Consider the following 24,182-nt stretch of genomic DNA (forward strand, 5'->3'; position numbering starts at 1 on the left):
CGGGGATGGAGTGGACCCAACCCGGAGTCTTCGAGGTCGCGCCCGGCGTGCACCGGATCCCGCTGCCGCTGCCCAACGACGGGCTGCACACCGTCAACGTGTACGCGGTCGACGACGGCGACGGCGTCGTCCTGATCGACTCGGGCTGGGCCCTCGACGCGGGCGAGACCGCGTTGGAGGCGGCGCTGGGCGCGCTCGGGCACGGCTTCGAGGACGTCCACCGCTTCCTGGTCACCCACGTCCACCGCGACCACTACACGATGGCCGTGGCGCTGCGCCGCCGGTTCGGCACGAAGGTCGCGCTGGGCGCGGGCGAGCAGCCGTCGCTGGCCAGGATCACCGCCCGCAGCCGTGACGGCCAGCTCCACGGCCTGGTCACGTGGGGCGCGCGGCACCTGGCCGAGCGGTGGCGCGCGGTGGTCGCGGCGGTCGGCGAGGCCGAGCTGCGCGACTACGAGGAGCCCGACGAGTGGCTCCACGCGGGCGACCTGGCCCTGGAGAAGCGGGTGCTGCGGGTCCTGCCGACCCCCGGCCACACCCGCGGTCACGTGGTGTTCCTGGACCTCGACTCGTCGCTGCTGTTCGCCGGCGACCACGTGCTGCCGCACATCACCCCGTCGCTCGGCTTCGAACCGGCCCGCCCGGCCCTGCCGCTCGGCGACTACCTCGACTCGCTGCGCCTGGTCCGCGACCACCCGGACCTGCGCCTGCTGCCCGCCCACGGGCCCGTCACCGAGTCGAGCCACGCCCGGGTGGACGAGCTGCTCGCCCACCACGAGGACCGCCTGGCGGCCACGCTGGACGCCGTCCGGGCCGGCACCGGCACCGCCTTCGAGACGGCCCGCGCGCTCGGCTGGACGCGGCGCGCCCGCCGGTTCGACGAGCTGGACCTGTTCAACCAGGTGCTCGCCACCGGCGAGACGGCCGCGCACCTCGACGTGCTCGTCCACCGGGGCCTGCTCGTCACCGACGAGGACGGCGGCGTGGTGCGCTACTCGGTCGCCTGAGGCACGCGCCTAGCGGGGCAGCTTCACCACGGTCACGAAGAAGTCGTCGATCTGCCGCACGACCTCGATGAACCGGTCGAAGTCCACCGGCTTGGTGACGTAGGCGTTGGCGTGCAGGTTGTAGCTGCGCAGGATGTCCTCCTCCGCCTCCGACGTGGTGAGCACCACCACGGGGATGGGGCGCAGCGTCTCGTCCGCCTTGATCTCGGCCAGCACCTCGCGGCCGTCCATCTTCGGCAGGTTCAGGTCCAGCAGGATCAGCCCCGGCCGCGGCGCGTCCGCGTACGGGCCCTGGCGGCGCAGGAACTCCAGCGCCTCGACGCCGTCGCGCACCACGTGGAGCTGGTTGCGGATCTTGTGGTGCTCGAACGCCTCCTGCGTCATCAACGCGTCGCCCGGGTCGTCCTCGACCAGCAGGACGTCGATCACGTTCAGCGGGTTGCTCATTGCTCGTCGTCCTCTACTGCCGGCAGCGTGAACCTGAAGGTGGTGCCCGTGGCGCTCTCGGTGTCCAACCAGATCGTGCCACCGTGGTACTCGATGATCTTCCGGCACATGGCGAGGCCGATCCCGGTGCCGGGGTAGTCGTCCTTGTGGTGCAGGCGCTGGAAGATCACGAAGATGCGCTCAGCGTACTCGGGGTCGATCCCGATGCCGTTGTCGCTGACCGTGAAGGTCCAGAACGCGCCCGTGCGCTCCACGTCGACGCGCACGTGCGGCGGCTCCTCGCCGTGGAACTTCAACGCGTTGCTGATCAGGTTGCCGAACACGCCGCCGAGCAGCGACTCCTCGCCGCGCACCGTCGGCAGGTCCGCGACCTCGACCGTGGCCTTCGTCCGCTCGATGACCTCGGAGTGGTTGTCCAGCACCTGCGCGACCAGCTCGTCGCAGTCGACCAGCGTCTGCTCGCGGGTGAGCCTGCCCACCCGCGAGAACGCCAGCAGGTCGTTGATCAGCACCTGCATCCGCTTCGCGCCGTCCACCGCGAACCGGAGGTACTGCTCGCCGCGGTCGTCGAGCTGGCCGGAGTAGCGCCGTTCCAGCAGCTGGCAGAAGCTCGCCACCTTCCGCAGCGGCTCCTGCAGGTCGTGCGAGGCCACGTACGCGAACTGCTCCAGCTCGCCGTTGGACCGCCGCAGCTCCTCCACGTCGGCGAGGATGCGGGTCCGCATGGCCTCGACGTCCTGGCCGAGCATCACCGTCTCCCGCGGCCCGCCGGCCTCGACCTTGTGCTCGAAGTCCCCCGACGACACCTGCCGCACGTCGTCGGCCAGCCCGGTCAGCGGCGCGATCACGATCCGGTACAGCATCACCGCCACCCCGGAGATGATCAGCACCAGCAGCAGGCCCAGGCCGATGACCAGCCACAACGACTGCCTGGCCACCTCGTCCAGGTCCGCTCTCGCGGCGACCGACGCCTGGTCGACCTTGGTCTGCAACGCCGCCAGCCCCGTCCGGGCCCGGTCGAACAGCGCCTTGCCGCGCTCGGCGTCGGCGAGCGTGGTCTGCGGGTTCCCCGACACGTACACCAGGTCGACCAGCGGCTCGGCGTAGCTCTGCCGCCAGTCGTCCGCGAGCCGCTGGACCGCGTCGAGGTCGGCGACCAGGTCGGCCCGCCGCGCCGCGGACAACAGCGACCGGGTCGTCTCCACCGCGTCGTGCTCGGCCTGCCGGCCCTCGGTGTAGGGGGTCAGGAAGTTCTGGTTGGCGGTGAGCACGTACCCGCGCACACCGGTCTCCTGGTTGGCCAGCGCGGTCTCGATCTGGAGCACGTGCCGCCGGGCCGGGTCGATCCGGTCGAGCAGTTCGACGCGGGCGGCGGTCATGCCCCTCAGCGCGACCACGAGGCTGCCGATGGCGGCCGCGCACACCACCATCAGCACCACCACGGCGGCGATCAGCAGCCGGCTCGCCGGCCAGCGCGTGCGGATGTCCATCAGTCGCGTTCCGAGATCAGCAGCACGGCCATGTCGTCGTCCAGCTCCCCGCCGTTGAGTTCCTTCACCCTGCTGATCAGGCCGTCCAGCAGCGTCGCCGGCGTGCGCGTCCAGTCCGGCCGCTCCCGGGTGATCTCGCCGATCAGGTCGATCAGCCGCTCCGAGCCGAGCCGTTCGGTGTCGCCGTGCACGCGGCCCTCGACCAGGCCGTCGGTGTAGAGCAGCATCGCCCAGCCCGGCGGCAGCGGCACGTCCAGGCCGCTCCACGTGCTGTCCGGCAGCACGCCCAGCGGCAGCCCGGCCCGGTCGCGCGGCAGCTCCACCACGCGGTCGCCGACCAGCAGCATCGGCTCCGGGTGCCCGGCCAGGTAGACCCGCGCCCACCGGCGGTCCGGCGAGATCGTCACCATGCACGCCGTGGTGAACAGGCCGGGCTGGTGGCGCTCGTGCTCCAGGATCTCGTGCAGCGTGCGCAGCACCCGTGACGGCTCCTGGTCGGCCAGCACCAGCGCCCGCCACGCGATGCGCAGGAACACGCCGATCGCGGCCTCGTCCGGCCCGTGCCCGCACACGTCGCCGATCAGCACCTGCAACGTGCCGTCGGCGGTGCGGACGGCGTCGTAGAAGTCACCGCCCAGCAGCATCCGGCTGCCGCCCGGCCGGTAGCGGACCTGCCAGCCGATGTCGTCGCCGCGCATGATCGGCGACGGCAGCAGGCCGCGTTCCAGGCGGGTCTTCTCCGCCGCCAGCAGCTGCTCGTCGCGCAGTTGCCGCTGGGTCTCCTCGGCCTGCTTGCGGCCGACCGCGTAGCGGATGCTGCGGGCCAGGCCCACGCCGTCCACCTGGCCCTTGACCAGGTAGTCCTCCGCGCCCGCGGCCACCGCCCTGGTGCCCTGGTGCTCGTCGTTCAGGCCGGTGAGCACGATGATCGCCACCGGGGCCGGGTGGGCGAGCAGCCGGGTCAGGCCGTCCAGGCCGGTCGTGTCGGGCAGACCCAGGTCCAGCAGCACGCAGTCGGCCTTGGCCAGCAGGCCCTCGGCCTCCCGCAGGGTCCGCGCGCGGTGCAGCTCGACGTCCGCCTCGACCTCGTCCAGGAGGGCTTCGACCAGCACGGCGTCGCCCTCGTCGTCTTCGACGAGGAGCACGTTGATCCGATCGGCCGCGGTCCGCGGTGCGGGAAGCCCTGCCACGGGGGAGGAGATTAGTCGAACTGGATCAGACCGGGGCGACGGTGGTCCGGTGGGTCGCCGCGGTGGCGTGGGGTGGGCCGCGGTGACGGCCCCCGTCGCCATGACCGAAGATCCTGCCGTGACGTTCTCCCAGATGGTGGCGTTGACCACCCGCCTGCCCCGGCGCGGTCGCGGGTTCTGGTACTCCGTGGCGATCGACCTGCTGTGGCCGCTGGTGGTGCTGTTCGTCCGGATGCGGATGGCCGGCCGGACCAACATCCCGCGCGAGGGTGCCGTGCTGCTCGCGTCCAACCACCTGTCGTTCGCCGACCCGGTGACGCTGACCGCGTTCGCCCTGGCGTCCGGCCGGGTGCCCCGCTACCTGGCCAAGGCGAGCCTGTGGCGGGCACCGGTCATCGGATGGGTGATGTCGTCCGGTCGGCACATCCCGGTCGACCGCGGCAGCGTGCGCGCCGGGCGGGCGCTGGACGGCGCGCGGACGTCGCTGGACGCGGGGGAGTGCGTGATCGTCTACCCGGAGGGCACGTTCACCAACGACCCGGACGGCTGGCCCATGCGCGGCAAGAACGGGGTCGCCCGGCTGGCGTTGACGACCCGCACGCCCGTCGTGCCGGTGGCCCAGTGGGGCACCCGTGAGCTGCTGCCGCCGGGCAGCTTCCTGCCCCGGCCGTGGCGGAAGGTGTCGGTGGTGGCGGGGCGCGAGGTGGACCTGTCCGACCTGTACGGGCTGGAGCCGACCAAGGCCGTGCTGGACGAGGCGACGGCGCGGATCATGGGCGCGGTGACGACGTTGCTGACGGAGGTGCGCGAGCTGCCCCACCCCGGCGGCCGGTGAGGTCAGCGGGTCTTCGCGCGTTCGCGCTCCCACCGCAGGTACTGGCCCGCGACGGTGGACACGCTGGTCAGCAGCCAGACCGCCACGCCGGCGTCGTCGGTGACGCCGATCACCGGCAGCAGTTCCGGCAGCAGGTCGATCGGCGAGACCAGGTAGACCACGGCGAACGCCCAGGTGGCGAGCGTGCTGGTGGGCAGGCCGTACGCCTTCCGCTCGCGCAGGAGCCGGGGCAGCGCCTTGGCGCGGTCGACGACGTTGCCGACGGGGCGCGGTTCGCCCTTGCGCTCCCACCGGCGGCGTCGGCGCACCGCCCAGAGCACGCCGGCGGCCACGCCGAGCACGACCAGGCCGGAGCCGGCGACGGCCGGCGGCAGGCCGATCAGGTCGTCGTCGCGCCACAGCAGCGTGCTCAGCCCGACGAGGGTCAGCACCACGCTGAGGAAGATCACGCCTCCATGGTAGTGGCGGCGGGGCGTTCCCGCGGGTGGAGCGGTGGGCGGCCGTCCGGTCGCCGCTCAGGAGGCGTCCACTGTGGACTGGCGGCGTCCCGGGCGTTGAATTCGGGGGTCCCGGGCGTTGGACTCACGGGACCTGAGCGTTGGACTCACGCGTTCCGAACGTAGGACACGCGCGTTCTGGAGGTAGGACACGCGCGTTCTGGAGGTTGGACACGCGGGCCGCGGGCCGCGGCGGGTGGAGGCCCGCACGCGGCCCGCGGTTCTCACGGGTCCCGCGGGGTGAAGGGGTTGTGCCCGCGGGACCCGGGGACCGACGCCCGCGGGCGGAGGGGTGGACCCGCGCGCGCCGGGGGTGTGCCCTGTCGGATCGGTCAGATGCCGCAGGACGGGGCCGACCAGAAGCGGCTGCCCCGGTGGTCGACGTGGGTGTGGTCGTTGTGGTCGGGGTAGCCCGGGCCGAGGATGCCGTTGAACCCGTGGTTGCGGGCCTGCTGGGCCAGGCGGCACAGGGAGTGCGGGCTCACGCCCAGGTCCACCGCGTCGCCGTAGAGGTGCCGGGAGTTGGACGCGCCGCCCGCCGCGTTGTTGCACGCGACGCTGCGGAACCCGCTGGTGACCCGGATCGGCTGGTCGCCCAGCGCGTGCCGCATCGCCTGCAGCTTCCACATCGACACCAGCGCGTTGGCCTTCGCCGTCGCCGCGGAGACCGCTCCGCCCGACCAGGTGGAGTTGCAGTTGTTCAACTCGGCGTAGGAGAAGTTGATCGGCGTGCAGTCGTCGTCCTGCAACGCGTAGATCCGCGAGTAGGTCGCGGGACCCGCGACGCCGTCCGCGGCCAGGCCGTACGCCTGCTGGAAGCGGATGAGGGCCGACCGGGTGGCCGGGCCGAACGAGCCGTCGAGGGCGAGCACCGCGCCGTAGCCCGGGTAGCCGGACAGGCGGATCTGCAGCTGCCGCACGTCCTCGCCGGACGCGCCCTGGGAGAGCGAGCGGTTCCACGTGTAGCAGCCGTCGGCTTGTGCCGTGCCGCCGCCGACGACGAGCACCACGGCGACGAGCGCCAACGAGGCCAGATACGAAGTTAGTCGGAGCACAGGGACCTCCAGACCGGATGGGGGACGGCTCTGGAGCCTGTCGGAGCGGTAAACTTGCGTCAATCTGTCCCTGATGTCTGAATATTTCACACATCAGGAACAGCTTGTGAACGACCGGTGCCCCGGCCTCGCCGCACCGATGCGGACGTCCGCCTCACCACGCCCGGAATCCTGCCGCACCAAGCGCGTGACGCCGTCCCACGTGCCTTCGGTGCCGCGAAGTCACAAGTGGACGCGCGCGTCGGCCGCGGCCATGTGAGACACGTGGCCGCGGCCGGTCGCCACCGGACTCCTCAGCGGGGTCTGGCCTTCGGGCCGGTGCGCGCCAGGGAGCGCAGGTGCCCGCGCGACCGCACGACCGGCGCGTGCGACGGCGGGATGGGCAACGGCGGGGAATCCTGTTGTCGGCGCGGAAGTCCGGTCGGTTCGACCGGGTCCGAGAAGTGCGTCCGGGCCGCTCCTCCCTCCGCCCGCACCGATTCCGCCCGGACGGACTCCGCCCGCACCGATTCCGCCCGCACCGACTCCGCGCGGGCCGCCTCCACCCGCGCCGCCTCCCGGAGCAGCGCCGATTCCAGCCGCATCGCCTCGGAGCGAACGGCTTCGAAGCGCAGGGACTGCTCCGAGCGCGTCGGCCGGGATCGCGCCGAGGCCCCGAGCCGGGCGGCCCCGATCGGTGTCACCGGCGCGATGCCCGCCGCGACGGGCACGTCCGGCTGTGGTGTGTTCGACCGCGATCCGTCCGGCCGCGACCCGTCCGGCCGGGGTTCGTTCGACCGGGGTTCGTTCGACCGTGACGCGTGTGACCGTTGGCTGTATGGCTGCGGGTTGTCCGACCGCGGGTCGTTCGACCGCGAGCCGTCCGGTTGCGACGCCGGCGGTTCGGGGACCGCGCGCGGCGGGCGGCGGTGCGGGCCGGTCGCCGTCACCCGGTTCTGCCGCCACAGCTCGGTCGACAGCTTGATCATCGCCGTCGGCGCGTCCAACCCGACCATCCCGACCAGCCGGCCGTCGTTGATGAACCCGGTGATGGTCCGGTGGTCCTTGCGCGACCCCGCCAGCGTGGTCGTGTCCGTGCCCATCGCGGGCAGGCCCGAGCCCTGGATGCGCATCCCGTACTGCTCGGTCCAGAACCGGGGCACCGGGGTGAACGGCCGCGAATCCTCCCTGCCCGCCAACAGGTTCTCCGCGGCCGCCCGCCCCATTTCCACCGCGTTGAGCCAGTGCTCGACCCGACGCGGCTGCCCTCCGAACCGGAGGTTCGGCCACCGCGCGACGTCGCCCGCGGCCACGATGTCGGTCCCGCCGACCACGTGGCACGTGGGGTCGCACAGCACCCCGTCCTCCAGCACCAGACCCGACCCGCGCAGCCAGGCGACCGACGGCGACGCGCCCACCGCGATCACCACGACCGCGGCGAAGAACACCTGCCCGTCGGAGAGGTGGACGGCCACCCCGCCCGCCTGCCGCACCCAGTGCCGGATCTTCACGCCCATCGCCATCCGCACACCGCGCGACCGGTGCGCCTCGGTGACCGTGTCGGCGATGGTCCGGCCCACCGCGCTGCCCAGCAACGTGGACGACCGGCTCACGATGGCCACGTCCCGGCCCATCGTCTTCACCGACGCGGCCATCTCGCACCCGATGAGCCCGCCGCCGACGACCACGACCAACCCCTGCGTCGAGTTGATCGCCTGCTTGATCGCGATCGCGTCGTCCACGGTCCGCAGCACGTGGATGCGCGGGTCCTGGCGCGGCGCTCCCGCGAGGTGCCGCGGCTCCACCCCGGTCGCGATGATCAGCCCGTCGTACCTCAGCTCCTCGCCGCCCGGCAGGCCCACCACGTGCCGGTCCGGCTCCAGGTGCGTGGCCGCGGTGCCCAGCCGCCACACCGCGTTCAGCTCGCGGCTGATCGTCAGCCGCAGGTCCGACGGGATCAGCTCGCCGTTGACGGCCTCCTTCGACAGCGCCGGCCGGTGGTAGGGCAGGTGCCGCTCCGCACTCACGATCACGATCTCGCCGCGGAAACCCAGCTCCCGCAACCGTTCGCCCGCGCGCAGCCCGGCCAGCCCGCCGCCCGCGATCACGACGCGCTCCTCGTTCTTCACCGCACACGCTCCCGCAGCTCGATCGCCCGCATCGGGCACGCCCGCGCGGCGGCCCTGGCCTTCGCGAACAGCTCGGGCGGCGGCCTGCGCTCGTACCGCAGCCGCTCGTCGTCCACGAGCTGGAACAGCCCCGGGGCCTCGGCCTGGCAGATGCCGTAGCGGTGGCACCGCTCGTTGTCCACGCTGATGTCCAACGCGCTGCCGCCCGCGCCGTCCGGCTCCGGCTCGAACCCGGGCTCCGGCTCCAGCATGCCGAGCTTCACCAACCAGTCCGGCGGCAGGAACCGCGCCACGGCGACGGTCACCGTGGGGATCAGGATCGTGAGCCCGGCCAGCCACAGCACGGCCAGGTTGCCGTTCGCGACCGCGCCGAACCACGAGTGCGCCACGGTCGCGGCGACCGCCACGTAGGCGAGCTGGTGCAGCCGCAACCACTTGCGGTAGTACAACTTCTTGCGCAGCCCCGCGGTGATCGCGATGGCGAGCATCAGCTCCAGGCCGACGATGCCCAGCGCGTGCCGGAACAGGCCGCCGTCGGAGAACGGCACCAGGAGCCTCAGGTACGAGAACGCGCCGAGCTGCAACAGGGTGAACGCGAACGCGTGCAGCGAGCCGAACGTCAGGGCCATGGTCGCCAGCACCATGTGGCTGTTGCGCAACCCCTGCCGTCCGGTGATCCTGTTGGCCCAGCCCGTGGCGATCAGCACGCCCCAGCACAGGGTGGCGCACATGGTCGCGTAGGCCAGACGCGCCGAGATCTGCGCGACGTGGCGCACTCCGGCGTCGTGGTCGCCGCCGGCCGCCTGGGCGACCAGCAGCGGAACCTGGGTGAGCACGGGTGTCTACCTCCGAGGTGGCGGGAGAGAACTCGCAGGCGGTGGGAGGACCCGCCCGGCAGGCCGCGCAGGAGTGGTCACGTCCTGCCGGACGGGTTCGAGGGCGTGGAGGATCTCCACGGTGGGGTACGTGCTGCGCGGATGTCGTGGTAGGGCACCACCTCCTTTCACCGGACGTTGCCGCGTGGCCGCAGCAGGCGCAGGATCCCGATCGTCACCACCGCGCCCACCAGGCACATGAGGAGCACGACGAGAGGACTCGGACCACCGGAGGGCAGCGGGGCCGTCGCGCGCACCGGGTCCGCGCCCACGGCCGCCGCGGGCGCCACGCCCGCGGCCACCGGTTTGGCCAACCCCATGGCGGTGACCAGGTTCGTGCTCTCCAACAGCGTCATGTGCTTGAGCACGATCTGGTTGCACACCTGGGCGAACTGCCGGATCGCCTCGTTGCGGGTGTTCGCCCGCACCGTCGCGATGGCCGGGAAGATCGAACCGTGCGCGGCGCGCAACCGGTTGGCGAACGAGTCGTCGAACGCCGCGCCGGTGCGCGACCGCATCTCCGCCATCCACGACCGCTGGTCGGCGTTCGCCTCGTCCGGCAGCGGCACGTTCATCTGCGACGCCAACCGCACCACCCGCTCGTCGAGGAACGCGTGGTCGCTCGCGAGCTGCGCGCCGACCTCCTTGACCCGCGTGCTCGCCGCCCGCGTCTGCGCTTCCTCGCCCATGGGCATCTCCCACAGGCCCGCCAGGCGCACCTTCACCAAAAGTTCCTTGTCCAGCGCGGTGATCGGGCCCAGCGGCGTCTGCTCCACCGGGCCCGCGCCGGGCGGGTCGTCGGCGCGCGCGACACCGGGGAACGCGGGCAGCACCAGCAGGTGCAGCGCCAGCACGACCGCCGCGAAACGCTTGGCTGACATGGCTTTCTCGTCCTAGTAACCGTCGCCGCCGGCCGGGGCGCCGGGCTTCGCGCCGTCCTCGGCCTGCGCCTTCTTCCCCTCGGGCGTCACCGCGAACCACGCGCCGCCCTTGCCCTGACCGGCCAGGTCGCCCGCCTTCTTGTCGCCCGCGTACCGGTACAGCGGCCACCCGGCCAGCGTGACCTGCTTCGCGCCGTCCGCGCGCGCCACCGACCCCACGAGCGTCGGGTCCACGCCCGACGTCATCGTGTGGTCGCCGACCAGCACCGGCGGCCAACTCTTCGCGCACTCCGCCTCGCAATTGGACTTCGGCGGTTTCGCGGTGTCCTTGTCGTAGCGGTACAGCGCGAAGCCCGCCGCGTCCGCCACGAACCAGCCGACCTGCTTCGACTCGGTCGCCGACAGCATCTGGTGCGGCTCCTTGCCGAATTCCGGCTGTTGTTGGAGAGTCGTCGGACCGGAACCGGCGCCCTCCGCCCCGTCCTGGCTCGCAACGGGCGTCACCCCGGTCACGCCACAGGCGCTGACCAGCACCGACGCCGCTGCCGCCAGAACGGGCAGCAACGCCCTCCGGGAACGTCGACTTCGCATCGTTGGTCCTTTCTCCGGCCGGCGGGTCCGCCGAAAGGGCTAGCGGACCGGCAGTCGGGTCCGTGCCTTTGAAGCGGATACCGGGGGATACGGACACGAAGCGGTGACGGTTCACGAACAAATCGACGACTTTTTTTGCGGTGAAACCCTCGACGCGGCCACCCCCGGCGCGCTTGGATGCTCGGCGTGGCGCGGCACAGACGCAGCACTTCCCCCCAGAGAGAGCACGGCCGGCCGGACGTGAGCCTGGAAGACGAGCTGATCCGCAGGCTCTACCAGGAGTTCGGCAGCGCACTGCTCGGTCATGCCATGAGGTTGACCGGCAGCGACCGGCAGTGGGCAGAGGACATCGTCCAGGAGACGCTCGTACGGGCGTGGCGCAACGCCGAGAAGCTGGAGCGGGACCCCGTCCTGCTGCGCTCCTGGCTGTTCACCGTGGCCCGGCGGCTCGTCATCGACGACCGTCGCAAGAGGAGCGTCCGACCGCAGGAGTCGGAATTGACGCCGTCCGACGAAGCCCCGGCGCGCGACGAAGCCGACCGCACGCTGGCGGCGATAGTCGTAGCCGAAGCGATGAACGGACTGACGGAAGAACACCGGGAGGCTATTCTCGAGACGTACTTGAGGGATCGGACCGTCGGGGAAGCCGCCGCGGTGCTCGGGGTACCGCCCGGCACGGTGAAGTCCAGGGTGTACTACGCGCTGCGCGCCCTGCGACGCGCGTTGCAGGATCGGGGCTGAACAGGTGACTTCGCAGCCGAACCACATCGACGTGGCGGCGTACGTCCTCGGTGTCCTCGACGAGGACGAGGTCGACGCGTTCGAGAACCACCTCGCCCAGTGCCGTCGATGTGCGCTCGACCTGCGCGACTTCGCCCAACTGCCCGACCTGCTCGACGAGGCCGACGCCAACGGCATGCTGCGCGCCAACGCGGGGGAGCGGCCCGACGGCCGTTCGGTGCGCGCGATGCTCGACTCGGTCTCCGCCTCCAGGGCGCGCAAGCGCCGTGACATCGCGCTGCTGGCCGCCGCCGCCGCGGTGTTGCTCGTCGTGCTGACCGCGGTCGTGTCGGTGACCGTCGCCGCACCGTCCGACCCGGTCGCCGGCCCCCCGTCCACCCCCGCCGTGCCGGAGCGGTCCAACGTGGCGAAGGGCTCGCCCGACGGCTCCGGCGTCGTCAGCCGCACGGACGCGACCACCGGCGTGTCCGCCCGGCTCGCGGCGACCCCCGAGCCGTGGGGCACGTCCCTGAGCTTCGAGGTCAAGGGAGCCCAGGGGCCGACCCGGTGCGAACTGGTCGTCAAGTCCCGCGCGGGCGAGTCGATGGTCGTCGGCTCGTGGCTCGTGACCGCGACCGGCCCCGGCAAGGATCCCGTGTCGCTGTCGGCCTCGGTGGGCCTGCGCTGGCACGACATCGCGGAGTTCGTCGTGCGGGACGCCGAGCGAGGCACACCCCTGGTCCGCCTCCCCACCTCCTGACCCCCACCCCGCGCGAGTCCTACGTTCAGGTCGCGCGTGTCCTACGTTCAGGTCGCGAGTGTCCTACGTCGGGAACACCCGAGTTGAACGCCCAGGCGCACCACCGTTCAAGACCGGGCCGCCGCGACGGCGTTGAATCCCCGCGGGAGGCGGCACGGCGCCGTCGCGCGAGGAGGTAGTGGTGGAGGTCGGATTCGTCGGTCTCGGCATCATGGGTCAGCCGATGGCGCTCAACCTGGCCCGGTCCGGCCGGCCGCTCGTGGTCTGGAACCGCTCGCCGCACCGGGCCGAACCGCTGCGCGCCGCGGGCGCGCGGGTGGCGTCGACCCCGGCGGAGGTGTTCGCGGCGTCCGACGTCGTGATCCTCATGCTCGCCCACGAGGAGGCCATCGACGCGGTCCTCGAACGGGGGACCGACGGGTTCGCCCGGCTCGTCGCGGGCCGCACCGTGGTGCACATGGGCACGACGTCCCCGGACTTCTCGCGCGCGCTCGCGGCCGACGTCCGTGCCGCCGGCGGCGACTACGTCGAGGGGCCGGTCTCGGGTTCACGCCAGCCGGCCGAAGCGGGGGAGCTGGTCGCGATGCTGGCCGGCGACCCCGAGGCCGTCGCGCGGGTCCGCGAGGTGATCACGCCGATGTGCGCGGAGGTCGTGGACTGCGGCGCGGCGCCGAACGCGCTGCTGATGAAGCTGGCGGTGAACACGTTCCTGATCACCATGACGACCGGGCTGGTGGAGGCGTTCCACTTCGCCGAGCGGCACGACCTCGACCTCGGCACGCTGGTGGAGGTGCTCGACAAGGGGCCGATGGCCAGCAAGGTGTCGCGGGTGAAGGCCGTGAAGCTGCTGGAGGACGACTTCGAGGCCCAGGCCGCCGCGCGCGACGTGTTCACCAACACCCGGCTGATCACCGACGCCGCCCGTGCCGCCGGGATCGCCTCGCCGTTGCTGGACGCGTGCCTGGCGCTGTTCGCGCGCACGGTGGAGCTGGGGCACGGCAAGCACGACATGGCCGCCGTGGTGCACGCGTTGCGGGAACGTTCAGATTCTGCGCAGGCCCATGAGGACGCGTTCCATCAACTCCAGTGACGGCCGGCCCTTGTCGTCGATCGTGTTGTCCTGGTGCACGTTGATCAGGCTGAGATCGGACATGTCCGCCAGCAGCACGCGCACGACTCCGAGCGGCAACCGCAATGTCGCCGCGACTTCCGCGACGGAATGCGGATTGCGGCACAGGTCGCTGATGATGCGGTGTTCCGCGGTCGACGTGAGGGCGTCTCGGCGCGCCTTTTCGTTCGTCGTCACGATGGTCTCGATGGCCAGCGTGGTCGCGGACCGCGTCCGCCCGCCGGTTCTGGTGTAGGGGCGCACCCGGAGGGTCGACACACCAGCTCCTCAAGCCGTCGGTATTGATCTTGGTCGCGCGGGGGTCAGGGTCGCTGACGCCGGTAGACCCTAGGGGTGATCAGCGCTCCTGTCTCGGTTTTCCCGGCATGTGGGAGGGTTGGCGTGTCGTGGCGACGGTGTGTGTTCGGTCGCTTCCGGGCGGTGGCGGGTCGGCGTTCAGCGGTCGGATGATCGGTCCGGTCAACCGTCCGTTCGCACTGCGTTCGGCTTCGGATCGCCTGGGACTGGGCGTCCCAGGCGTCCGTCGGGGGTCTACCCGATGGGTGTGGGATTCGCGATCACGCTTACCTCGCAGAACACGGTGAGGGGTTTTGTGTCCTCGCGGTGAGCTCACCACCGAGCGGCTTGTGGCCTGAAACCAACCTAGGGAGGGGGGAAGTGCTCTCACAATGGTTGTTGACCAAGGTTTGAGGTTCGGGGTGGTTGACGGAATTGGGCTCGGTCGGGTGAATGCGCGGCGTTTTGGGCGGTTTCGCCGCCCTTGGCCTCGCGTTTCGGCATGGTTGGCCTGGTCGGCACGTTCCGGCGTGGTCGGCTTGGTGGGCCTGGCCGGCGTTGTCGGCGCTGCCGGTTTGGTCGTCGGTGTGGTCGCCCGCGTTCGCCGCCGTGCCGGTTCGCGCCCCGGCGGCCGGCCTCCCGGATCGAGCGCAGGACCGTGCGTGCCCGACACCCGTCGTCCCGCGATCCCGCCAAATGTGCGGTCACCCGCCGAACGTCGCAGCCACCTTCCGGACGTCGCGGTCACCTTCCGACGTCGCGGTCACCTGCCGAACGGGGGGCCAGCCGGCGCGGAACTTGCGGCTATCCGGCCGAACCTGCGGCTAGTCGGCGGAACGCGCCGTGGGACGCACCCCTTGTCGACTGCGCGCTGGCCTCCTACGGCCGGCCGGTCGGCGCGGCGGAGCCGGTCCCGGCGTCGTTGGGCCTCGGCCGCACCGCGGTCGGCAGCGTGAACTGGATCGTCTCGCGCGCCGTCTCGCGGACCTGGACGTCCCACGCCCCCAGCGCCTCGATCACCTCGTCCACCAACCGGGGCGGCGCGGACGCGCCCGCACTCACCCCGACCACCCGCGTGCCCTCGAGCCACTCGGGCTGGATGTCCGACACGTCGTCGATCAGGTGCGCGGGCGCGCCCATCCGGCGCGCCGTCTCCACCAGGCGCACCGAGTTCGACGAGTTCTGCGACCCGACGACCAGCACCAGGTCCGAGTCCTGCGCGATCTCGCGCACCGCGTCCTGCCGGTTCGTGGTGGCGTAGCAGATGTCCGCCGACGACGGCCCCCGCAATGCCGGGAACTTCGCCCGCAGCGCGGCCAGCACCTCGGCCGTCTCGTCCATCGCCAGGGTCGTCTGGGTCAGGTACGAGACCTTCGTCGGATCCGGCACCTCCAGCGCTTCCACGTCGGCGACGGTCTCGACCAGCACGGTCTGCTCGGGCGCTTCGCCGAGCGTGCCCTCGACCTCCTCGTGCCCGGCGTGCCCGATGAGCACGACCGTGTCGCCACGCCCCGCGTACCGCCTCGCCTCCGCGTGCACCTTGGTCACCAGCGGGCAGGTCGCGTCGATCACCTCCAGGCCGCGCCGGGCCGCTTCCTCCCGTACCGCGGGCGATACGCCGTGCGCGGAGAAGACCACGGTCGCGCCGTCCGGGACGGCGTCCAGCTCGTCCACGAACACCGCGCCCCGTGCTTCCAGCTCGGCGACCACGTGGGTGTTGTGCACGATCTGCTTGCGCACGTGCACCGGGCCGCCGCGTTGGTCCAGCAGCCGGTCCACGATCTCGATCGCGCGTTCCACCCCGGCGCAGAACGACCGGGGCGAGGCCAACAGCACTACGGGAAGGGCCACGGCGCGGCTCCTCGTCAGGTCGGGGGTGGGAGGGGCTGGGGGCGGCAGGGCTGGAGGGACGTGCGGGGGTGGGAAGGCTGGAGCGGCCGGTCGGCGGAAGGGGGAAGTGCGGGAAGGCGGAAGCAAGGGAAGGCGGAAGTAAGGGAAGGAGCGAGCGGCGGGGAGGGAGCGTGGGAAGGGTCGGGAAGGCTGGAGCGGTGGGTGGAGGGGGAGGCTGGAGCGGTGAGGTGGGCGGTAGGGGGTGGGCAAAGGGTGAGGTGTGGGAGGGCGAGTGGGTGGGAGGTGGCGGATGGGGTGGGTTGGGGTGGCGTGGGGCGACGGGTTGGTTGCCGGCCTCGTTGTTTCAACCGACGTTCGACTTCGAGGATAACGGTGTTTTGATTAGGTCGGTCGGCGGCAATCACTCGATCGTGTATCCGATTGCCGGGGAAACCGCTGGTCAGAGGTCTGCGACACGTGAGGGGAGAACGGGTTAGTGGTCGCGGCGGGTGGCGAGGCGGGCTACGGCGTCCAGTTCGCGGGCCGCGCGTTCGGACGGGCCGGCGGCGTGCAGGTGTTCGCGCGCCCTCGCCAGCAGGTCGTCCGCCCGGCCCTGGGCCCACGCCCGCGCGCCGCACACCTCGATCAGCTCCGCCGCACGCGCCAGATCGGCCTGGCTCAGCTCGTCCTCACCGTGGTACAGCGCGTGCAACTCCCGCGCCGCCGGAGTGTCCGACGTCAACGCGGCCACCACGGGCAGCGACTTCTTCCGGTTCCGCAGATCCGAGTACACCGGCTTGCCGGTGACCTCCGGGTCGCCCCAGATCCCCAGCAGGTCGTCCACGAACTGGAACGCCAACCCGACCCGCTCCCCGAACGCCCGCAGGTGCTCCACCTGCTCCGCCCGCCCACCGCCGAACAGCGCGCCCAACGCGCACGCCGCACCGAGCAGCGACCCGGTCTTCCGCTCGGCCATCCGCACGCACTCGCCCAGCCGCACGTCGGCGCGCTCCTCGAACGACAGGTCCGCGCTCTGCCCGTCCAACAACTGCTGCACGGCCGCCGACAGCACCCGGATCGCCTGCTGCGCCTGGGGGTGGCCGCTGCCCGCCAGCACGTCCAGCGCCAACGTCAGCAACGCGTCACCGGCCAGGATCGCGGGGTTCACGCCGAACACGTGCCACGCCGTCGGCCGGTGGCGGCGGGTCGTGTCGCCGTCCATGACGTCGTCGTGCAGCAGCGAGAAGTTGTGCACCAGCTCCACCGCCACGGCGGCCGGCAGCGCCGCGTCCACCGCGCCGCCCACCGCCTGCGTGCCCAGCAGCACCAGCGCGGGCCGGATGGCCTTGCCCGCGTCGGCCCCCGTCGGCCTGCCCGACTCGTCCCACCACCCGAAGTGGTAGCCCGCTATGGCCCGCATGGACTCCGGCAGGCGGTCCACCGCGGTCCGCAACGCCGGGTCGACGCCCGCGCGGCTCCAGCTCAGCACCTCGCGCGCGGACCGGTGGTCGAGGCTCACGTCCAGGTCGGTCATCGCCACAACTCCTGTTCGGGGGGTAACCCGTCCCGCGCGGCGGGCGCGGGCAGGGGAGAACGGGCAGCCGGGCGTGGCGGCCCGGCTGCCGTCGACTCCGGCGTGGTCAGGATCGACCGATCTCCACGTGCTCCAGGATGCCGAGCGCGTCCGGCACCAGCACGGCCACCGAGAAGTAGGCGGTGACCAGGTAGGAGACGATCGCCTTCTCGTTGATGCCCATGAACCGGGCGTTCAGGCTCGGCTGCACCTCGTCGGGGATGCCGGGCTGGTGCAGCCCGATCACGCCCTGGTCCTGCTCGCCGACCCGCATGGCCAGGATGGACGTGGTGTGCCGCGGCGAGATCGGGATCTTGTCCGACGGCAGCAGCGGCACGCCGCGCCACGTCACCACCTTCGTGCCGTCCACGTCGGTGGTGCCGGGGTAGACGCCGCGCTTGCTCGCCTCCCGCCCGAACGCGGCGATCGCGCGCGGGTGGGCGAGCATGAACGCCGTCTTGCGCCGCCGGGACAGCAGCTCGTCCAGGTCGTCCGGGGTGGGCGGCCCGGTGCGGGTGTGGATGCGCTGCTTGAGGTCGGCGTTGTGCAGCAGCCCGATCCGCCGGTTGTTGATCATCTCGTGCTCCTGCCGCTCGCGCAGGGCCTCGATGGTCAGCCGCAACTGCTGCTCGGTCTGGTTCATCGGGTGGTTGTAGAGGTCGGCGACGCGGCTGTGCACCCGCAGCACGGTCTGCGCCACCTCGAGCTCGTACTCGCGCGGCGACAGCTCGTAGTCCACGAACGTCGTCGGCAGGTCCGGCTCGCCGTCGTGGCCCGACGCGATCTCGATCGCCGCCTCGCCGTGCTTGTTCTGCGGCTTGCCCGAGGTGCGCGCGACCGACTCGACGTGCGCCCGCAGCGCCTCCGCCCGGTCGCCCAGCTCCTGCACCGCGCGCCGCGGCAGCGCCAGGACGGTCACGGGGGTGATCGCCTTGACGGTGAACCCCCACTCGTCCTCCTCGGCGCCGTAGAGCACCTCGTCGCCGAAGTGGTCGCCGTCGGCCAGCGTGTCGAGCACGGTCTGGTCGCCGTACTTGCCCTGGCCGATCTTGTTCACCTTGCCGTGCGCGACGAGGTACACCTCCTCGGCGCGCTCGCCGGAGGTCACCAGGACGTCGCCGGGCTGGAACTCCCGCTGCTGGAACCGGTCCGCGAGCGCGACCAGCAGGTCGTCGTCGGGGAAGTCGCGCAGCACGGGCAGTTCGCGCAGCTCCTGCGGGATGACGCGGATCTGCTCGCCGGTGCTGGTGAAGCTGACGCGCCCGTCGCCGACGGCGTAGGTGAGCCGCCGGTTGACCCGGTAGGTGCCCGCCTGGGTGGCCACCCAGGGCAGTTTCCGCAGCAGCCACCGGGGCGAGATGCCCTGCATCTGCGGTGCGGACTTGGTGGTGCTGGCCAGGTTCCGCGCACCCGCCGTGCCCAGGCTCTGCCGGTGCTGCTCGGCCTCCTCGGGGGCGAGGCCGGGATCTGTCACGGTCACTTCTGCTGCCTATCTGGTCAGGGATCGGGAGGGGGACTCAGTCCTCGCGGCCGATTTCCACGTGCTCCAGCACGCCGATGGCGTCCGGCACGAGGATCGCGGTGGAGTAGTACGCGCTGACGAGGTAGGAGATGATCGCTTTCTCGTTGATGCCCATGAACCGCACGTTCAGCCCGGGCTGGTACTCGTCGGGCAGGCCGGTCTGGTGCAGGCCGATGACGCCCTGGTTGTGCTCCCCGGCGCGCAGCAGCATGATCGAGCTGGTGCGGGTCCTGGTGACCGGGATCTTGTTGCACGGCAGCACGGGCACGCCCCGCCACGCGGGCACGTGGTGGCCGTTGAGGTCGATCGTGGACGGGTAGATCCCGCGCTTGCTGCACTCCCGGCCGAACGCGGCGATCACCCTCGGGTGCGCCAGGAACGCGGTCGGCTCCTTCCACACCGTGGACAGCAGGTCGTCCATGTCGTCGGGGGTGGGCGGGCCGGTGCGGGTGTGGATGCGCTGCTTGAGGTCGGCGCTGCTGAGCAGGCCGAACTCGCGGTTGTTGACCATCTCGTGCTCCTGCCGCTCGCGCAGGGCCTCGATGGTCAGCCGCAACTGCTGCTCGACCTGGTCCATGGGGTGGTTGTAGAGGTCGGCGACGCGGCTGTGCACCCGCAGCACGGTCTGCGCGACGCTCAGCTCCAGCTCGCGCGGCGCGACCTCGTAGTCCACGAACGTGCCCGGCAGGTCCGGTTCGCCGTCGTGGCCGGAGGCGATGTCGATCTCCGCCTCGCCGTAGGCGTTGGACCTGCCCGCGCCGCCCGCGAGCATCCGCTGGATGTGCGCGCGCAGACCGCCCGCGTCGCCGTTGAGCTGTTCGAACACGTCCCACGGCAGCACCAGCGCGATGACCGCCGTGACGGCCTTGGCGGTGAACTCCCACTCGCCCTGCGGTCCGGCGAGCACCTGGCCGCCGAAGTGCTCGCCGTCGGCGAGCGTGCCGAGCACGGTCTGGTCGCCGTACTCGCCCTGGCCGATCAGGTTCACCTTGCCGTGCGCGATGAGGTGCAGCGCGTCCTGCGGGCGGCCCTCCTCCACGATCACCGCGCCCGGCTCGTACTCGCGCTGCTCGAACCGGTCGGCGAGCGCGGACAGCGCCTCGACGTCCTCGAAGCCGCGCAGCAGCGCCAGCTCGGTCAGCTCCTGCGGGATGACGCGGACGTCCGCGCCGATGTTGGTGAACGTCAGGCGCCCGTCGCCGACCGCGTAGCTCAGCCTGCGGTTGACCCGGAAGGTGCCGCCCTTGGCCTCCACCCAGGGCAGGATCTTCAGCAACCACCGCGATGTGATGCCCTGCATCTGGGGGACGGACTTGGTCGTCGTCGCCAGGTTCCGCGCCGCCGCCGTGCCGAGGCTGAGCCTCGAGTGCTCGGTCTCCAAGTCCGGATCGGTCACAGTCACCGCACGCACACCGCCAATCGGGTTTCGCTCATTGGTCCGGACCGACGGTAGTGAGCCCGAACGTGGTACGGGAAGCGGCCGATATGGCGACACCCCTGAGGGTCAGATGGGCTCGAAATGAACACGCACCGTGGAGCTGGTCCACGTCGCAAGTAATAACGGGTGATCTTCAGACCGCTGTGGCGCGGATATTCCCCGTGTCGTGGAATCCGTACCACGTTCGGCGCAGCGGATTTCACCGGAAAGCGGCGTTGACTGGAGCGATTTCGAACTTCCGGTGGTCTTCCCGCGCAAGTGCGGACAAAAATTCAGTCTTGCGTGGGTAACCCGATACTGTGAACGTTGCCCGCTTCCTGCGGAGTGCTCGCCACAGTGGTCCTCGACATCACCCGAACGTGAAAAACGGCGACGTGGCGTCGATCGGGGATCGACGCCACGTCGCGCACCCGGGTCGGGCGGGACCCGGTCTCAGACCGAGTGCGGGCAGGTGTCCCGGTAGTCCGAGATCTCCGTGCTGCGGCCCGGCGCGGGGCACAGGAACTGCTCGTAGCGGGTGTCGTTGTCGATGAACCGCTTGAGCCAGGCGATGCTGTACTTGGCGATGGTCGTGTTCGAGGTGTTGGGCGCGAAGTGGCTCGCGCCGTTCAGCTCCAGGTACGCCTTGTCCAGCGTGGACGGCAGCGAGGTGTAGAACGGGATGGAGTGCGACGCCACGGGCGCGACCGAGTCGTCCTCCGCGCCGACGACGAGGGTCGGCACCCGAACGCTGCCCCAGGTCTTGTCGGTGTGCCACCCGGTCAGCGGGATCGCGGCCTGCAGGGCCGGGCGCTCCTCGGCGGCCCGGAGCGTGCCGCCGCCGCCCATCGAGTGGCCCATGACGCCCAGGCGGGACGCGTCGATCCGGCTGCGGACGTCGCTGCGCTGGGTCAGGTAGTCGAGCGCGGCCAGCAGCTGGCTCGCGCGGCTGTCGGGCTGGTCGTAGAGGGTGTTGGTGGCGATGGTGATCACCACGAAGCCCTGCGACGCGATGCGGGGACCCAGCCACGCGATGGTGGATTCCGTGCCGGTGAAGCCGGGTGAGATGGCGATCGCGCCGAAGGTGCCCTCGGCGGTGCTCGTCGGGTAATAGATCGTGCCACCGCCGAAGCCGCTCACGAGCGACGACACCGAGGTGGAGGAGGTGGCGAACGGGCCGCGGAGCGCCTCGATGCCGGCGTTGGTCGGGGCCGGGCCGCGTCGGTACTCGACCTCGGCGTGCGCCGGCGCCACGCCGACCAGGGACAGGACCAGCGCGGGGACGAGCGCGGGGATCAGTGTGCGGAGTTGCACGTCGGTGTACACCTCGCTTGGCAGGGAAACTGCGGACAGTGATGACCCTGCGTCACCGGGTGAGCGCTCCGCATCGGTGCAACCACCGGTCCCGAGCGAAAACTAACACCGGTAGATAATTTCCGCCGCAGCCCTTCCGCCGACCCTCGCCCTCCGGCCAGACTGGCCCCATGCTGCGCGGACGTGACCGGCAGCGCGTCGCCGTCGACGCGTTGCTCGCCCGCGCCCGCGCCGGCCACGGCGGGGCGCTGGTGCTGCGCGGCGGCGCCGGGTCGGGCAAGACCGCGATGCTCGCCGCCGCGCGGGACGCCTTCGCCGCATCCGGCCGCGAGGTGCTCCTGCGCGTGGACGACGCGCACCTGCTGGAGGACACCGACTGGCTGGTCGGGCTGGCCGCGCAGGTCGCCGACGAGCCGGTGGCGCTGCTGATCGCCACCGAGGGCGGGCCGTACGGGCTGCCGTGGGTGCGGCTCGACCCGCTCGACCACGCCGACAGCCTGCGGGTGCTGCGCGACCTGCGGCCCGGACTCGCGCCCGGCCTGGCCGACGACGTCGCCGACCTGGCCAGGGGCAACCCGCTGGCGCTCACCGAGCTGGCCCGCGCGCTGACCTCCGAGCAGCTGGGCGGCACCGCGCCCGCGCCCGACGCGCTGCCCGAGGACAGCTCGCTGCGGGCCCGGTTCAGCGCCCGCTTCCGCGCGCTGTCGCCGCAGGCCCGGTTCGCGGTGGCGGTGAGCGTGGTGGACGACGAGGTGGACGCCGACACCCTGGCCCGGATGCCCGACCTCGACCTGGCCGCGGTCGAGGAGGCCGCCGCCCTGCTCGACGGCGGGCCGCTGGTCCGGTCCGCGCTGCGCACCGGGATCCCGCTGGCCCTGCGCTACACCGCGCACGCCGCGCTGGCCGGGAACCTGCCGCCCGGCCCCCGCCGCACGTGGCACGAGGCCGCCCGCGCGCCCGGCGCGCGTGACGCGTTCGCCGCCCGGCTGGCCGACTCGGCGCGCCGCGCCCGCCGCTGCGGCGACTACCCGGCCGCGGCGCGCGACCACGACCGCGCCGCCGCGCTGACCTCCGACCCGGACGCCCGGGCGCGGCACCTGATCGCGGCCGCCACCGACCACTGGGCCTCCGGCGCGCCGCGCCGGGCCAGGGTCGCGCTGCGCACCGCCGCCCGGCTCACCGACAGCGCCGAGCTGCGGGCCCGCACGGAGCTGGTGCGCGGCGGCATCGACCTGGGCCACGGCCTGCCGGACGTCGCGGTGCGCCGGCTGCTCCAGGCGGCCGGCGAGCTGGTCGGCACCCACCGCGCGCTCGCCATCACCGCGCTGGGCTTCGCCGGGGAGGCGGCCAGCATCGCGGGCGACCACGCCCGCTACGCCGAGACCGCCCGGTTCGCGGCGGGCCTGCGGCTGCCCGACGAGCCGGACGAGACCCGGATCACGCTGGACCACCTCGCGGGCATGGCGGCCACGTTCGCCGGGCGGCACGAGGAGGCGCTGCCCGTGCTGCGCTCGGTGGTGGAGCTGGCCGAACGGGTGCCGCACCCGCAGGCCAAGATCTGGGGCGGCCAGGCCGCCTACACCCTGGGCGACGCGACCCGGGCGCACGAGCTGGCCACCAGCGCGGTCACCGCGGCGCACGAGCACGGCCTGACCGCCCTGGTGCCGTGGGCGCTGGTCTACCGGGCGCTGTCCGCGCTGCTGCTGGACCACCACTCGCCGGCGCTGTCGGCCGCGTTCGAGGGCGTCCACGCGGCCACCGCCATCGGCCAGCACAACGCCGTGGTGGACCACCTCACGATCCTCGCCCTGGTGTCCGCCCTGCGCGGCGACACCGACACCGCGATGCACCGCATCGACGCCGCCGCCGAGCAGATCGCCGAACGGGGACTGGGCCGGTCCGGCACGTTCGGCGCGTGGGCGTTCGCCTGCGTGGACCTGGCGCTGGACCGCCCGGCCGACGCCCTGGACCGGCTGCGGCTGATGGCCGCCGGCTCGGGCGGCGTGCACACCGGCATCAAGGTGATGGCCGCGCCGCACGTCGTGGAGGCCGCCGTCGGCTGCGGCCGGCCCGGCACGGCGGACCGGGCGCTGCGCCGGTACGAGAAGTGGGCGGGCACCACGGGCAGCGCGGCCCGGCTGGCCCTGTCGCACCGCTGCCGCGGCCTGCTCGCCCACGGCACGCGCGCCGAGGAGCACTTCCGCGAGGCGATCCGGCTGCACCGGGCCAGCGGCACCGCGATGGAGCTGGCCAAGACCGAGCTGTTCTACGGCCACCGGCTGCGCCGCGACCGCAAGCCCCGCGCCGCGCGCGAGCTGCTGCGCGACGCGGTGAAGATCTTCCAGCGCTACGACGCCGACCGCTGGGTCGCGCGGACCCGCGCCGAGCTGCGCGCCGCGGGCGAGGCCGTGGCGCCCGCCCAGGCCGAGCGGAGCGCCGACCGCGCCGGCCGCCGCGCCGCCCGCCGCGCCGACGCCGACCCGACCTCGGCGCTGACCCCGCAGCAGGCGCAGATCGCCCGCCTGGTCGCCGAGGGCGCGACCAACCGGGAGGTCGCCGCGCGGCTGTTCCTGAGCCACCGCACCGTCGAGCACCACCTGCGCAACATCTTCGCCAGGCTCGAGGTGCGGTCCCGCGTCGAGCTGACCCGGATGCTCGACTGACC

Annotated in this window: 21 protein-coding genes; 6 read left to right on the plus strand and 15 right to left on the minus strand. The window is 72.3% G+C overall.

Translation table 11 applies throughout. From position 1 onward, the window contains the following. Nucleotides 1–5 precede the first annotated feature (5 nt). Nucleotides 6–1,007, plus strand: a complete 1,002-nt coding sequence (locus tag ACWEFJ_RS23995) for an MBL fold metallo-hydrolase (RefSeq protein ID WP_378096584.1) — start codon at nucleotides 6–8, stop codon at nucleotides 1,005–1,007. A 9-nt stretch (nucleotides 1,008–1,016) separates the two neighbouring features. Here ACWEFJ_RS23995 and ACWEFJ_RS24000 read toward each other — a convergent pair whose 3' ends face one another. From ACWEFJ_RS24000 to ACWEFJ_RS24010, 3 genes are read right to left on the minus strand one after another with little or no spacing between them, the layout of a single operon-like run. Further along, the gene (locus ACWEFJ_RS24000; RefSeq protein ID WP_449715106.1) at nucleotides 1,017–1,454 is read right to left on the minus strand and encodes a response regulator; all 438 of its coding nucleotides are present in this window, start codon (nucleotides 1,452–1,454) and stop codon (nucleotides 1,017–1,019) included. Continuing rightward, nucleotides 1,451–2,944, minus strand: coding sequence for a sensor histidine kinase (locus ACWEFJ_RS24005; protein WP_378096589.1), 1,494 nt, complete (start codon nucleotides 2,942–2,944; stop codon nucleotides 1,451–1,453). The genes ACWEFJ_RS24000 and ACWEFJ_RS24005 overlap by 4 nt, the downstream gene beginning before the upstream one ends. Next, entirely contained in the window at nucleotides 2,944–4,134 is a 1,191-nt protein-coding gene (locus tag ACWEFJ_RS24010) for a PP2C family protein-serine/threonine phosphatase (protein ID WP_378096592.1), read from the minus strand. Before ACWEFJ_RS24010 ends, ACWEFJ_RS24005 begins: the two co-directional genes overlap by 1 nt. A 133-nt stretch (nucleotides 4,135–4,267) precedes the next feature. Here ACWEFJ_RS24010 and ACWEFJ_RS24015 point away from each other — a divergent pair, with 133 nt between their 5' ends. Then, complete coding sequence (locus ACWEFJ_RS24015; protein WP_378096599.1) at nucleotides 4,268–4,969, plus strand: lysophospholipid acyltransferase family protein; 702 nt, start codon at nucleotides 4,268–4,270, stop codon at nucleotides 4,967–4,969. Between the two features lie 2 nt (nucleotides 4,970–4,971). Here the strand turns inward: ACWEFJ_RS24015 and ACWEFJ_RS24020 are convergent, their stop codons facing one another. From ACWEFJ_RS24020 to ACWEFJ_RS24045, 6 genes are all read right to left on the minus strand, one after another. Further along, complete coding sequence (locus tag ACWEFJ_RS24020) at nucleotides 4,972–5,418, minus strand: YkvA family protein (RefSeq protein WP_378096596.1); 447 nt, start codon at nucleotides 5,416–5,418, stop codon at nucleotides 4,972–4,974. 380 nt (nucleotides 5,419–5,798) lie between these two features. Continuing rightward, nucleotides 5,799–6,491: a D-Ala-D-Ala carboxypeptidase family metallohydrolase gene (locus ACWEFJ_RS24025; RefSeq protein ID WP_449715107.1), complete on the minus strand. Its 693-nt coding sequence runs from the start codon at nucleotides 6,489–6,491 to the stop codon at nucleotides 5,799–5,801. A gap of 323 nt (nucleotides 6,492–6,814) precedes the next feature. Continuing rightward, complete coding sequence (locus tag ACWEFJ_RS24030) at nucleotides 6,815–8,629, minus strand: FAD-dependent oxidoreductase (RefSeq protein ID WP_449715108.1); 1,815 nt, start codon at nucleotides 8,627–8,629, stop codon at nucleotides 6,815–6,817. Further along, the gene (locus ACWEFJ_RS24035) at nucleotides 8,626–9,465 is read right to left on the minus strand and encodes a ferredoxin (RefSeq protein ID WP_378095752.1); all 840 of its coding nucleotides are present in this window, start codon (nucleotides 9,463–9,465) and stop codon (nucleotides 8,626–8,628) included. Before ACWEFJ_RS24035 ends, ACWEFJ_RS24030 begins: the two co-directional genes overlap by 4 nt. A gap of 167 nt (nucleotides 9,466–9,632) precedes the next feature. Next, nucleotides 9,633–10,385 carry a DUF4142 domain-containing protein gene (locus ACWEFJ_RS24040; RefSeq protein ID WP_449715109.1) on the minus strand — a complete coding sequence of 251 codons (753 nt, stop codon included), beginning with the start codon at nucleotides 10,383–10,385 and terminating at the stop codon, nucleotides 9,633–9,635. 12 nt (nucleotides 10,386–10,397) lie between these two features. Then, nucleotides 10,398–10,976, minus strand: coding sequence for a hypothetical protein (locus tag ACWEFJ_RS24045; protein WP_378095743.1), 579 nt, complete (start codon nucleotides 10,974–10,976; stop codon nucleotides 10,398–10,400). Between the two features lie 177 nt (nucleotides 10,977–11,153). Here ACWEFJ_RS24045 and ACWEFJ_RS24050 point away from each other — a divergent pair, with 177 nt between their 5' ends. The 3 genes from ACWEFJ_RS24050 to ACWEFJ_RS24060 all read left to right on the plus strand — a co-directional run bounded on the left by ACWEFJ_RS24050 (nucleotide 11,154) and on the right by ACWEFJ_RS24060 (nucleotide 13,546). Next, a complete protein-coding gene (locus ACWEFJ_RS24050; protein WP_378095740.1) occupies nucleotides 11,154–11,717 on the plus strand; it encodes a sigma-70 family RNA polymerase sigma factor in 564 nt (187 codons plus the stop codon). A 4-nt stretch (nucleotides 11,718–11,721) separates the two neighbouring features. Then, the gene (locus ACWEFJ_RS24055; RefSeq protein ID WP_378095737.1) at nucleotides 11,722–12,456 is read left to right on the plus strand and encodes an anti-sigma factor family protein; all 735 of its coding nucleotides are present in this window, start codon (nucleotides 11,722–11,724) and stop codon (nucleotides 12,454–12,456) included. Between the two features lie 178 nt (nucleotides 12,457–12,634). Continuing rightward, the gene (locus tag ACWEFJ_RS24060) at nucleotides 12,635–13,546 is read left to right on the plus strand and encodes an NAD(P)-dependent oxidoreductase (RefSeq protein WP_449715110.1); all 912 of its coding nucleotides are present in this window, start codon (nucleotides 12,635–12,637) and stop codon (nucleotides 13,544–13,546) included. Here the strand turns inward: ACWEFJ_RS24060 and ACWEFJ_RS24065 are convergent. The 6 genes from ACWEFJ_RS24065 to ACWEFJ_RS24090 form a co-directional block, all read right to left on the minus strand. Next, a complete protein-coding gene (locus ACWEFJ_RS24065) occupies nucleotides 13,499–13,843 on the minus strand; it encodes a DUF742 domain-containing protein (protein ID WP_449715111.1) in 345 nt (114 codons plus the stop codon). The genes ACWEFJ_RS24060 and ACWEFJ_RS24065 overlap by 48 nt on opposite strands. An 897-nt stretch (nucleotides 13,844–14,740) precedes the next feature. Further along, on the minus strand, nucleotides 14,741–15,712 hold the full coding sequence (gene ispH / locus ACWEFJ_RS24070; protein ID WP_449715112.1) for a 4-hydroxy-3-methylbut-2-enyl diphosphate reductase: 972 nt from the start codon (nucleotides 15,710–15,712) through the stop codon (nucleotides 14,741–14,743). 472 nt (nucleotides 15,713–16,184) lie between these two features. Then, nucleotides 16,185–17,225 carry a family 2 encapsulin nanocompartment cargo protein polyprenyl transferase gene (locus tag ACWEFJ_RS24075; RefSeq protein WP_449715113.1) on the minus strand — a complete coding sequence of 347 codons (1,041 nt, stop codon included), beginning with the start codon at nucleotides 17,223–17,225 and terminating at the stop codon, nucleotides 16,185–16,187. Between the two features lie 106 nt (nucleotides 17,226–17,331). Next, nucleotides 17,332–18,744 (minus strand): family 2B encapsulin nanocompartment shell protein, encoded by a 1,413-nt coding sequence (locus ACWEFJ_RS24080; protein ID WP_378095722.1) that lies wholly within the window; start codon nucleotides 18,742–18,744, stop codon nucleotides 17,332–17,334. Nucleotides 18,745–18,781: 37 nt separating this feature from the next. After that, entirely contained in the window at nucleotides 18,782–20,188 is a 1,407-nt protein-coding gene (locus ACWEFJ_RS24085; RefSeq protein WP_449715114.1) for a family 2B encapsulin nanocompartment shell protein, read from the minus strand. 468 nt (nucleotides 20,189–20,656) lie between these two features. Beyond that, nucleotides 20,657–21,517: an alpha/beta hydrolase family protein gene (locus tag ACWEFJ_RS24090; protein ID WP_449715115.1), complete on the minus strand. Its 861-nt coding sequence runs from the start codon at nucleotides 21,515–21,517 to the stop codon at nucleotides 20,657–20,659. A 170-nt stretch (nucleotides 21,518–21,687) separates the two neighbouring features. Between ACWEFJ_RS24090 and ACWEFJ_RS24095 the strand changes: the two genes are divergently transcribed. Next, nucleotides 21,688–24,180, plus strand: a complete 2,493-nt coding sequence (locus ACWEFJ_RS24095; RefSeq protein WP_378092042.1) for a helix-turn-helix transcriptional regulator — start codon at nucleotides 21,688–21,690, stop codon at nucleotides 24,178–24,180. The last annotated feature ends 2 nt before the right edge of the window (nucleotides 24,181–24,182 follow it).

The organism is Actinosynnema sp. NPDC004786 (genome assembly GCF_053601135.1).